This is a genomic window from Rhizobium sp. CB2179 (genome assembly GCF_057653455.1).
In genome coordinates this window covers 1,384,462-1,396,553 of the sequence record NZ_CM172781.1, presented here as the reverse complement: position 1 = coordinate 1,396,553, position 12,092 = coordinate 1,384,462, and the positions used below count along the sequence as shown (strand labels likewise).

Genomic DNA, 12,092 nt, shown 5'->3' with positions numbered 1-12,092 from the left:
CTGCCGTGACGTGGATGTGTATCTCTATGATAATCATACTCATGGGGCGCGATCATGCGGACGAATATCGGTATCGATGATGCCTTGCTCGACGCAACAATGACCACCACGGGACAAAAAGGCCACCGTCGACCAGGCTTTGCGAAGCCTCGTTGAGAGGCACCGCCGGAAAAATGCGATCGTAGATCTTGCAGGGATAGGCTGGGAAGGCGACCTCGGCGCGATACGTCGCGACCGGCCGGACGATAAACGATGATCGTCGTAGGACAATCCGATGGCCGAGCGTCTTGGCCCCGGGATCGCCTACCCGCTGCGGTCAGGCCGCTGGCGGATAGAGCAGGTCGACGATGTAGCTGGCGTCGAAGCGGGAATCGAGCATGCCGTAGGTGGATCGCCAGCCGCCGGCAAGACGCGTCTCGATGAAGGCATCGGCAATGCGCCCTGCCCCAAGGCGATAGAGTTCGGCTGCACCGGCGGCGAGCGCCAGTTGCTCGACGAGCAGGCGCGCGGCGCCCTCGTCCTGTTCGCAAAGCGCGATTGCAGCGCGCAGCACGTCGATCGTCTTCTTGCCGGCAGGGCCGAGATCGCGGGCAAGGCCGGCGAAGACCGTTTCGAACAGATCCTTGCCGCGGTTCAGCACGCGCAGCACGTCGAGCGCCATGACGTTGCCGGAGCCTTCCCAGATGGCGTTGACCGGAGCCTCGCGGTAATGGCGGGCGATCGGACGCTCTTCGATGTAGCCGTTGCCGCCGATGCATTCCATCGCCTCGTAGATCAGCGCCGGTGCGATCTTACAGCACCAGTATTTGGCGACAGGCGTCATGACGCGGGCATAGGCCGCGTCCTCGGCGTTGCCGCGCGCCTTGTCGAAGGCGTCGGCTAGACGGAAGGACAGTGCCGTCGCGGCGGCAACATCGAGCGCCATGTCGGCGAGCACGCGCGTCATGATCGGCTGGTTGACGAGCATTTTGCCGAAGACGCTGCGGCCGCGGGTGTGGTGCACGGCTTCGGCGAGCGAGGCGCGCATCATGCCTGACGAGGCCAGCGCGCAGTCGAGCCGCGTCAGCGTCACCATGTCGAGGATGGTGCGGATACCGGCATCCGGACCACCGAGCAGAAAACCGAACGTGTCTGTAAACTCGACCTCGGAGGAGGCGTTGGAGCGGTTGCCGACCTTGTCCTTCAGCCGCTGGAATTGCAGCCCGTTGGCGGAACCATCCTCCAGAAGGCGCGGCACGAGGAAGCAGCCCATGCCCTCCTTCGTCTGCGCCAGCATGATGAAAGCATCGCTCATCGGTGCCGACATGAACCACTTGTGCCCGGACAGCCGGTAGATGCCCTCGCTGACCTTTTCGGCAGCGCTCCTGTTGGCGCGCACATCCGTGCCGCCCTGCTTTTCCGTCATGCCCATGCCGATGGTCACGGCGGATTTTTGCATGGCGGGCTTGTTCGACGAATCATATTTGCGCGAGAGAATTTTGGGCGCCCAGTCCTTCTGGACCGCGGGCGAAGCCGAGAGCGCCGCAACGGAAGCGCTCGTCATCGTCAGCGGGCAGAGATGGCCGGATTCCAGCTGCGACGTCAGATAAAACCGCGCGGCGCGAACCTTGTGGGCCTCGTCCTTGGCCTCGGTATCGGCCTGGGGATCCCAGACGGAGGAATGCAGGCCGACCGACATCGAGCGCCGCATCAGCGCATGCCAGGCAGGATGGAATTCGACGACGTCGAGGCGCTCACCGCGTGGACCATGAGTGCGCAGCTGCGGCGTGCCCTGGTTTGCCATGCGCGCCATCTCCTGCGCCTCTGGCGAGGTGACGTAGCGGCCCATGTTTTCCAGGTCTTCGCGGATGCCGCGCGGCAGGGCCGCCGTCAGATCGACGATCAACGGATCAGATCGATAGGCATTGATGCCGGACCACAGGCTCGGCTGGTTGAGTTCTGCGAGTTTGTCATCAGTCCGGTTGGCGGAGGTCATAATTCGCTTCTAGTGTAAGAACCCGGCAAAGGGAAACCGGAAGTTATGATTCGGTTCATTCTGCTCTATCGGAATTCGGGCGAAAATGCATGGGGACATAAGCCTTTGCCCACAGCACATGCTTGCCCCGGCGGGCAGCACTCTTTATAGACCCGCCAGAGACAGCAAGAGGCAGGGTCATGGTCTTTTTCCCCCACCGCCACCTCATCGGCATCAAGGGCCTCACCGAGCAGGATATCACCTATCTTCTCGACAAGGCGGACGAGGCCGTCAAGATCAGCCGCCAGAGAGAGAAGAAAACGTCGACGCTGCGCGGACTGACGCAGATCAACCTCTTCTTCGAGGCATCAACCCGCACACAGGCCTCCTTCGAGCTTGCCGGCAAGCGGCTCGGCGCCGACGTGATGAACATGTCGGTTGGCAATTCCTCGGTGAAGAAAGGCGAAACGCTAATCGACACGGCGATGACGCTGAATGCGATGCGCCCCGACGTGCTGGTGATCCGCCATTCGAGCGCCGGTGCCGCCGCCCTTCTCGCCCAGAAGGTCTCCTGCTCGGTCGTCAATGCCGGCGACGGGCAGCACGAACATCCGACCCAGGCACTGCTCGACGCGCTGACGATCCGCCGCGCCAAGGGCAAACTTTCGCGCATCATCGTGGCGATCTGCGGCGACGTGCTGCATTCGCGGGTGGCGCGCTCCAATATCCTGCTGCTCAACGCCATGGGCGCCCGCGTGCGTGTCGTCGCGCCCGCGACCCTCCTGCCGGCCGGCATCGCCGAGATGGGCGTCGAGGTCTTCCATTCGATGAAGGAAGGGCTGAAGGGCGCCGACGTGGTGATGATGCTGCGGCTGCAGCGCGAGCGCATGTCCGGCGCCTTCGTGCCTTCGGTGCGCGAATACTATCACTTCTACGGGCTCGACGCCGAAACGCTGAAAGCGGCGAAGGAAGATGCGCTCGTCATGCATCCCGGCCCGATGAACCGCGGCGTCGAAATCGCTTCGGAAGTGGCGGACGGGCCGCAGAGCGTCATCGCCGAACAGGTGGAAATGGGGGTCGCGGTGCGCATGGCCGTCATGGAGACGCTGCTCGTCTCGCAGAACCAAGGCCCCCGAAGCGATGGAATGATGGCATGAGCAACCCGATAGTCCTCAAGAACGTCCGCATCATCGACCCGTCGCGCAATCTCGACGAGGTGGGGACGATCATTGCCGAAAACGGCGTGATTCTCGCCGCCGGCGGCAAGGCGCAGAACCAGGGCGCGCCTGATGGAGCCGTCATCCGCGACTGCACGGGCCTTGTCGCGACGCCCGGCCTCGTCGATGCGCGCGTCCATGTCGGCGAACCCGGCGGCGAACACCGTGAGACGATCGCCTCGGTGAGCCGGGCGGCCGCCGCCGGCGGCGTCACCTCGATCATCATGATGCCGGACACCGATCCCATAATCGACGACATCGCACTCGTCGAATTCGTCAAGAAGACGGCGCGGGATACGGCCGCCGTCAACGTCTATCCGGCAGCCGCCATCACCAAGGGCCTTGCCGGCGAGGAGATGACGGAGATCGGCCTGTTGATGCAGGCAGGCGCCGTCGCCTTTACCGATGCCCATTCCAGCGTCCACGACACACAGGTGCTGCGCCGGATCATGACCTATGCGCGCGAATTCGGCGCCGTCATCTGCTGCGAAACACGCGACAAATATCTCGGCGCCAACGGCGTCATGCATGAGGGGCTTTTCGCCAGCTGGCTCGGGCTTTCCGGCATTCCAAAGGAAGCCGAGCTCATCCCGCTCGAACGCGATCTGAGGATCGCGCAGCTGACGCGCGGCCGTTATCACGCCGCGATGATCTCGGTGCCGGAATCGGTCGAGGCGATCGAGCGCGCCCGCAGCCGCGGCGCCAAGGTGACCTGCGGCATCTCGATCAACAATCTGGCGCTCAACGAAAACGACATCGGCGAATACCGCACCTTCTTCAAGCTCTATCCGCCGCTGCGCCCGGAAGACGACCGGGTGGCGATGGCCGACGCCCTTGCGAGCGGCGCGATCGATATCATCGTCTCCTCGCACGACCCGCAGGATGTCGATACGAAGCGCCTGCCCTTCGGCGAGGCGGAGGACGGCGCGATCGGCCTCGAAACCATGCTAGCGGCAGCCCTCAGGCTTCATCATGGCGGCCAGGTGAGCCTGATGCGTCTGATCGACGCCATGTCGACCCGTCCCGCTCAGATTTTCGGCCTGAATGCCGGCACGCTGAAGCCGGGCGCTGCGGCTGATATCGCGTTGATCGATCTCGATGAGCCTTGGCTTGTCGCCAAAGACATGCTTCTCTCCCGCTCGAAGAACACTCCGTTCGAGGATGCGCGCTTCAGTGGGCGGGCGGTTGCGACATACGTCTCGGGAAAGCTTGTCCACGCAATTTAGAACCGACACTATCGCCGTCCATCCCCCAGCGGGAGAAGGCTGACTCGAGGATAGGCCACGTAGAGGCTGAGGGGGCAAATGTTATCCAATCTCATGTCATGGCAGATCACGCTGCCGATCGCGCTTGCCGCCGCCATTATCGGCTATCTCTTCGGCTCGATCCCTTTCGGCCTGATCCTCACGCGCGCCGCCGGCCTCGGCGACGTGCGCAGCATCGGCTCCGGCAATATCGGCGCGACCAATGTGCTGAGAACAGGAAACCGGACGCTCGCCGCAGCGACGCTGCTGCTCGATGCGCTGAAGGCATCGGCCGCGGCCTGGGTCGTCGGCTATTTCCTCGGCGAGGAGGCCGCGATCATCGCCGGCTTCTTCGCCTTTATCGGCCATCTCTTCCCGGTGTGGATCGGCTTCAAGGGCGGCAAAGGTGTCGCCACCTATATCGGTACCCTGCTCGGCGTCGCGCCGATCATGGTCGTGCTCTTCGCTGCCGTCTGGCTGGCGGTCGCTTTCACCACCCGTTACTCCTCGCTGTCGGCGCTGGTCGCCATGCTTGTCATTCCGATTGCGCTATGGATACTGGGTAACGAAAAGGTTGCGGCTGTCATGGCGATCATGACCCTCATCTCCTACTGGAAGCACAAGGCGAATATTTCCCGCCTGATGAGCGGGACGGAAAGCAAGATCGGGGCAAAGGGATAATGGATGCGCTGAGCGCCGGACCAAAAGGCGTCGCGCTGACCGAACGGCAAAGAATTGCCTGGCTGCGCCTTATCCGTTCCGACAATATCGGCCCTGCCACCTTTCGCGACCTCATCAATCATTTCGGCTCGGCCGAGGCAGCGCTAGCCGCACTGCCGGAGCTTTCGGCGCGCGGCGGCGCCACGCGGGCAATCCGCATAGCCAGTGAGGCCGAGGCGCATCGGGAACTCGAGGCGGCGCGTCGCTTCGGCGCCCGCTTCGTCGGTATTGGCGAACCGGACTACCCGCAAGCGCTGAAGCAGATCGACGGCGCGCCGCCGCTTCTGGCCGTCAAGGGCGCGCTTGCCGCCGCCAATCGGCCGGCCGTCGGCATCGTCGGCTCGCGCAACGCCTCGATCGCAGGCGCGAAATTCGCGGCGATGGTGGCGCGCGACTGCGGCCGGGCGGGTTACACAGTGGTCTCCGGCCTGGCGCGCGGCATAGACACCGCTGCCCACCGGGCAAGCCTCGACACAGGCACGATCGCAGCGCTCGCCGGCGGCCTCGACCAGCCCTACCCGCCGGAGAATATCGGCCTTCTCGAAGAGATAACAGGCGGCAATGGCTTGGCGGTGAGCGAAATGCCCTTCGGCTGGGAGCCGCGCGCCCGCGACTTCCCGCGCCGCAACCGGCTGATCGCCGGCATCGGGCTTGGCCTCGTCGTCATCGAAGCGGCGGCGCGTTCAGGCTCGCTGATCACGGCGCGGCTTGCCGGCGAGTTCGGCCGCCTGGTGTTTGCCGTGCCCGGCTCACCGCTCGATCCGCGCTGCCATGGCACCAACGGCCTGCTGAAGGACGGCGCTTCGATCGTCACCGCTCCCGCCGATGTCGTCGAGGCCTTGGCGCCGCTTGCGCAATTCGACCTGTTCCCGTCATCGATGGCGGAGGAACCCGCCCCTGATGGCAAGCCGATGTCGGTGCCGCCCGGGGATTCCGATCGAAACCGCATCATCGATGCGCTCGGGCCGACGCCGGTCGAGATCGACGACGTCATCCGCCATACCGGCCTATCGGCATCCGCGGTCTATCTCATCCTTCTGGAACTCGATATATCAGGCAGGCTGCACCGGCATCAGGGCGGCCTCGTCTCGCTTTCCGATTGAACCTGGGCACGACATCGGGCGGCGGCTTTCGAATTGCCGAACTCTGAGTCGAAAACCTTCGATAGCATATCTAAAATTGTATTTTGCCGATAATCTTCCTTTGGCTGCAGCGGACACAAGAGGTAAAATTGTAGCAAACCCCTTGACCGCAGCGATTTCCCTGTCCATGTCGGAGGGCCGATATCCATGTTGCGGTGTGTGTCGCGCTGGCTTCAACGCTGGCGTCGTTTCCTTTTTAGAGAATCATCATGAATGTTGTAGTGGTGGAATCGCCTGCCAAGGCCAAGACGATCAATAAGTATCTGGGTCCGGGATACAAAGTGCTCGCCTCCTTCGGCCATGTGCGCGATCTGCCTGCCAAGGACGGCTCCGTTCTTCCTGATCAGGATTTCGAAATGCTTTGGGAGGTCGATAGCGCCTCCGCCAAGCGGATGAAGGACATTGCCGACGCGGTGAAGTCCGCCGATGGCCTGTTTCTCGCGACCGACCCGGATCGCGAAGGCGAAGCGATTTCCTGGCACGTTCTCGACATGCTGAACAAGAAGCGCGTGCTGAACGGCAAACCGGTCAAGCGCGTCGTCTTCAATGCGATCACCAAGAAAGCGGTGCTCGACGCGATGGCCGATCCGCGCGACATCGACGTGCCGCTGGTCGATGCCTATCTCGCGCGCCGCGCGCTCGACTATCTCGTCGGCTTCAATCTTTCGCCGGTGCTGTGGCGCAAGCTGCCCGGCGCACGTTCGGCCGGCCGCGTCCAGTCTGTGGCGCTGCGTCTCGTCTGCGACCGCGAATCCGAGATCGAGCGCTTCATTTCCGAAGAGTACTGGAACATCTCAGCGCTCCTGAAGACGCCGCGCGGCGACGAGTTCGAGGCAAGACTGGTTTCGGCGAATGGCAAACGACTGCAGCCGCGCGCAATCGGTAACGGCGAGGATGCCGGCCGGCTCAAGGCCTTGCTCGAAGGCGCGAGCTACGTCGTCGACTCTGTCGAGGCGAAACCGGTCAAACGTAATCCCGGACCGCCCTTCACGACCTCGACGCTGCAACAGGCCGCCTCCTCCAACCTCGGCTTCTCGGCCTCGCGCACCATGCAGGTTGCCCAAAAGCTCTATGAGGGCGTCGATATCGGCGGCGAGACGGTCGGTCTGATCACCTATATGCGAACCGACGGCGTGCAGATGGCGCCCGAGGCGATCGACGCGGCGCGCAGTGCCATCGTCGACCAGTTCGGCGAACGCTACATGCCGGAGAAGCCGCGCTTCTATTCGACCAAGGCGAAGAACGCCCAGGAGGCGCACGAGGCGATCCGTCCGACCGATTTCGACCGCTCGCCCGACCGTGTCCGCAAATTCCTCGATGCCGACCAGATCCGGCTCTATGAGCTGATCTGGAAGCGCGGCATCGCCAGCCAGATGGCGTCGGCCGAGATCGAGCGCACGACGGCTGAAATCACCGCCGACAACAAGGGCGAGAAGGCCGGGCTTCGTGCCGTCGGTTCGGTCATCCGATTCGATGGTTTCATCGCCGCCTATACCGACCAGAAGGAAGATGGCGAGCAGAGCGACGATGCAGACGAGGATGGCCGTCTGCCGGAGATCATTGCGCGCGAGGCGCTCGCCAAGCAGAAGATCAATTCGACGCAGCATTTCACCGAACCGCCGCCGCGCTATTCGGAAGCGACGCTGATCAAGAAGATGGAAGAGCTCGGCATCGGCCGCCCCTCCACCTATGCCGCGACGCTGGCAACGCTGCGCGACCGCGACTATGTGACGATCGACAAGCGCAAGCTGATCCCGCAGGCCAAGGGCCGGCTGGTGACGGCTTTCCTCGAGAGCTTCTTCACCAAATATGTCGAATACGACTTCACCGCCGATCTCGAAGAGAAGCTTGACCGGATTTCCGCCGGCGAGTTGAACTGGAAGCAGGTGCTGCGCGATTTCTGGAAGGATTTCTTCGCCCAGATCGAGGACACCAAGGAACTGCGCGTCACCAACGTGCTGGATTCGCTGAACGAGGCGCTGGCACCGCTCGTCTTCCCGAAACGGGAGGACGGCAGCGACCCCAGAATCTGTCAGGTCTGCGGCACCGGCAACCTGTCGCTGAAGCTCGGCAAATACGGCGCCTTCGTCGGCTGCTCGAACTATCCGGACTGCAACTACACCCGCCAGCTCTCCTCCGAAAACGGCGGAGATGCGGATGGTGCTGCGCTCAACGAGCCGAAGAACCTCGGCACCGATCCGACCACCGGCGAGGAACTGACGCTGCGTTCCGGCCGCTTCGGCCCCTATATCCAGCGCGGCGACGGCAAGGAAGCCAAACGGGCCTCGCTGCCGAAGGGCTGGAAACCCGAGGACATCGATTATGAAAAGGCGATGGCGCTGATCTCGCTGCCGCGCGATATCGGCAAACATCCCGAATCGGGCAAGATGATCTCGTCAGGCATCGGTCGCTATGGGCCGTTCCTCCTGCATGACGGTTCCTATGCCAATCTGGAAACCGTCGAGGACGTGTTCTCGGTCGGCCTCAACCGCGCCGTGACTGTTATCGCCGAAAAGGCGAACCAGGCACCCGGCCGGGGCGCGCGCGGCACACCGGCGGCACTAAAGACGCTCGGCGATCATCCTGATGGCGGCGCCATTACCGTTCGCGACGGCAAATACGGCCCCTATGTCAACTGGGGCAAGGTCAACGCCACACTGCCGAAGGGCAAGGATCCCCAGGCGATCACCGTCGAGGAGGCGCTCGCCTTGATCGCCGAGAAGGCCGGAAAGACACCTGTGGGCAAAGCGGCCAAGACGAAAGCCAAGCCGAAGGCAGCGGCCGCCGAAGCCAAGAGCACCAAGACGGCCGCCAAACCGAAGGCAACGAAGGCGAAGGCGCCTGCGAAATCGAAAAAGAGCTGACGTGAGCAGGATACCGCGCCAGAGAACGAACCCTGCGGGCAAGCGCCCGGGCAAGACCGGACACGCCGGCAAGGATGCTCCCACCGTCGAGCCGCTCAACATCGTCCATGGCGCGCTGCCTTCGCGCGAGGTGGTTCTGCGCTTCATCGCCGATCATCCGCAGAAAGCGTCCAAGCGTGAACTGGCCAAGGCTTTCGGTCTGAAAGGCGATAGCCGCGTCGAACTCAAGCAGATGCTGCAGGAGCTTGAGCAGGAAGGCATGCTGCAGAAAAACCGCAAGTCGCTAATCCGGCCCGGTGCGCTGCCGCCTGTCACCGTTCTCGATATCACCACGCGTGACAAGGACGGCGATCTGATCGGCCGGCCGGCGGAATGGCCGGAGGACCAGGGCGTAGCACCGGCTGTCGCCATCCGCCAGCAATCGCCCGCAGGCCGCCAGGGCAAGGGGAAGGCGCCCGTCGCCGGGCTCGGCGACCGTATCCTGGCAAAAATCTTCCCGGCCGTCGATCGCGGCGGGCCGGCCTATACGGCGCGGATCATCAAGGTGATCGACAGGCGCCGCGGCGCCTCGATGGGCGTTTTCCGCACTGCACCTGATGGTGGCGGCCGGCTGCTGCCGATCGAACGGCGCGGCGAGGAGATGGTGATCGATCCCGACTTCACCGGCGGCGCCACGGATGGCGATCTGGTCGAAGTCGAAATCGCCCGTCTCGGCCGTTTCGGCCTACCGCGCGCCAAGGTGCTTTCCGTCGTCGGTTCCGTCGGTTCGGAAAAAGCGCTCTCGATGATCGCAATCCATGCCCACGGCATTCCGCATGTCTTCCCGCCGGCCGTCATCGCCGAAGCGGAAGCTGCAAGGCCCGCCACCATGTCGCATCGCGAGGATTGGCGCGACGTACCGCTGATCACCATTGACCCGGCCGATGCCAAGGACCATGACGACGCTGTCTATGCCGAGCTCGATCCCTCGCCCGACAATCCCGGCGGCGTCATCGTCACCGTCGCGATTGCCGACGTCTCCTGGTATGTCCGCCCCAATTCACCGCTCGACCGTGAGGCACTGAAGCGTGGCAACTCCGTTTATTTCCCCGATCGTGTCGTGCCGATGCTGCCGGAGCGCATCTCCAACGATCTCTGCTCGCTGAAGCAAGGCGTCGACCGCCCGGCACTCGCCGTGCGCATGAGCTTTTCCGGGGAAGGCCGCAAGATCGGCCATATCTTTCATCGCATCATGATGAAGAGTGCAGCCAAGCTCTCCTACCAGCAGGCGCAGGCGGCGATCGACGGAAAGCCGGACGATCAGACCGGGCCGATGCTCGAGCCGATCCTGAAGCCGCTCTGGCACGCCTATGAGGTGATGAAGCGTGGACGCGACCGGCGCCAGCCGCTGGAACTCGACATGCCGGAGCGCAAGATCCTCCTGAAGCCCGACGGCACGGTCGACCGGGTCGTCGTGCCGCCACGGCTCGATGCGCATAAGCTGATCGAAGAGATGATGATCCAGGCGAACGTCTGCGCCGCCGAGACCTTGGAAAAGAAACGTCAGCCGCTGATCTACCGCATCCATGATGGTCCGACGCTTGCCAAGCAGGAGATCCTGCGCGAGTTCCTGGCCACGCTCGGCATCTCGCTTGCCAAGGGCGGCAACATGCGAGCCAACAACTTCAACGGCATTCTGGCGAAGGCGGACGGCACGCCGCATCAGACCATGGTGAGCGAGATGGTGCTGCGTTCGCAGAGCCAGGCGATCTATAGCCCGGAGAATATCGGGCATTTCGGCCTCAACCTGATGAAATACGCCCACTTCACCTCGCCGATCCGCCGTTATGCAGACCTCATCGTGCATCGCGCCCTCGTCGGCTCGCTCGGCTTCGGCGAAGGCGGCATCACGCCCGAAGAAGAGGCAGCGCTCGACGATATCGCCGCCGAAATCTCGACCTTCGAGCGCCGGGCCATGGCAGCCGAGCGCGAAACCGTCGACCGGCTCATCGCGCACCACCTCAGCGGCCGCGTCGGCGAGGAATTTGCCGGGCGGATCTCGGGCGTGACTAAATCGGGACTTTTTGTTTCCCTGCCGGACTATGGCGCCGACGGTTTCGTCCCTATATCCACGCTCGGCAGCGATTATTTCATCTATGACGAGGCGCATCAGGCGCTTTCCGGTGAAAAGACGGGGCTCGGCTATCGCCTGGGCGATAGCGTCACCGTCAAGCTTGCCGAAGCGATCCCGCTTGCCGGCGCGCTGCGTTTCGAAATGGTCAGCGAGGGTCGCGGGATGCCGGCGGCAGTGCGCTCCTTCCACAAGGCGGGCCGCCGCGACAGGGGCCAGGTCCGCAAGAAGCCCGGAACGAGGCCGCCGCGCGGACGGCACTAAAGCGCGTCGCAATCGTTCAGATTGGCTCCCCGCGCCGTAGGTCCTTGTTTTTACGCATGTCGTTATCGCGAAACCGCAGCACAGTTTCGCGCGACATGCTTTAGATCCGAAGAGGAACATGCGATGAGCACACCGACCGATCCGGTTGCCCGCTACGGGGATACGCCCCAGGTCGAGCGTCCGCTTGGGCGCTCCATTATGCGCGGGTTGATGAACCGCTGTCCTGCCTGCGGCAACGGCAAGCTCTTTCGTGCCTTCCTGAAGCCGGTCGATCATTGCGCGGCCTGCGGCGAGGCGATGCATCACCAACGCGCCGACGACCTGCCACCCTATATCGTCATCCTCGTCCTCGGCCACGTCGTGGTCGGCGGCTATATGCTGACCGACATGACCTTCGTGCTGCCGGTCTGGGTCCATCTGGCCATCTGGGCGCCGATCACCGTTATCGCCGCGCTTGCCTCGATCCAGCCGATCAAGGGCGGGGTCATCGGTCTGCAATGGGCACTGCGCATGCACGGCTTCGGCGGCGAGAGTGATGGTCCGGACGATTATGACATCCCCGGCCGGCCGAATTAGC

General features: G+C 63.5%; 8 protein-coding genes. 7 read left to right on the top strand and 1 reads right to left on the bottom strand.

The genetic code is table 11. The features are described 5' to 3' along the window. Positions 1-316 precede the first annotated feature (316 nt). Positions 317-1,975: an acyl-CoA dehydrogenase family protein gene (locus tag AC244Q_RS06970; protein ID WP_017993634.1), complete on the bottom strand. Its 1,659-nt coding sequence runs from the start codon at positions 1,973-1,975 to the stop codon at positions 317-319. Positions 1,976-2,154: 179 nt separating this feature from the next. Between AC244Q_RS06970 and AC244Q_RS06965 the strand changes: the two genes are divergently transcribed. The 7 genes from AC244Q_RS06965 to AC244Q_RS06935 all read left to right on the top strand — a co-directional run bounded on the left by AC244Q_RS06965 (position 2,155) and on the right by AC244Q_RS06935 (position 12,091). After that, entirely contained in the window at positions 2,155-3,111 is a 957-nt protein-coding gene (locus AC244Q_RS06965; RefSeq protein ID WP_012756992.1) for an aspartate carbamoyltransferase catalytic subunit, read from the top strand. After that, complete coding sequence (locus AC244Q_RS06960) at positions 3,108-4,397, top strand: dihydroorotase (protein WP_012756991.1); 1,290 nt, start codon at positions 3,108-3,110, stop codon at positions 4,395-4,397. Before AC244Q_RS06965 ends, AC244Q_RS06960 begins: the two co-directional genes overlap by 4 nt. Positions 4,398-4,475: 78 nt before the next feature. Next, entirely contained in the window at positions 4,476-5,096 is a 621-nt protein-coding gene (plsY, locus tag AC244Q_RS06955; RefSeq protein WP_012756990.1) for a glycerol-3-phosphate 1-O-acyltransferase PlsY, read from the top strand. Beyond that, positions 5,096-6,238 (top strand): DNA-processing protein DprA, encoded by a 1,143-nt coding sequence (gene dprA / locus AC244Q_RS06950; protein ID WP_012756989.1) that lies wholly within the window; start codon positions 5,096-5,098, stop codon positions 6,236-6,238. The genes plsY and dprA overlap by 1 nt, the downstream gene beginning before the upstream one ends. 248 nt (positions 6,239-6,486) lie before the next feature. After that, positions 6,487-9,141 (top strand): type I DNA topoisomerase, encoded by a 2,655-nt coding sequence (gene topA / locus AC244Q_RS06945; protein ID WP_113545954.1) that lies wholly within the window; start codon positions 6,487-6,489, stop codon positions 9,139-9,141. 1 nt (position 9,142) lies between these two features. Then, a complete protein-coding gene (gene rnr, locus AC244Q_RS06940; RefSeq protein WP_113545955.1) occupies positions 9,143-11,515 on the top strand; it encodes a ribonuclease R in 2,373 nt (790 codons plus the stop codon). A 123-nt stretch (positions 11,516-11,638) separates the two neighbouring features. Next, the gene (locus AC244Q_RS06935) at positions 11,639-12,091 is read left to right on the top strand and encodes a DUF983 domain-containing protein (protein WP_113545956.1); all 453 of its coding nucleotides are present in this window, start codon (positions 11,639-11,641) and stop codon (positions 12,089-12,091) included. Position 12,092: the final 1 nt, after the last annotated feature.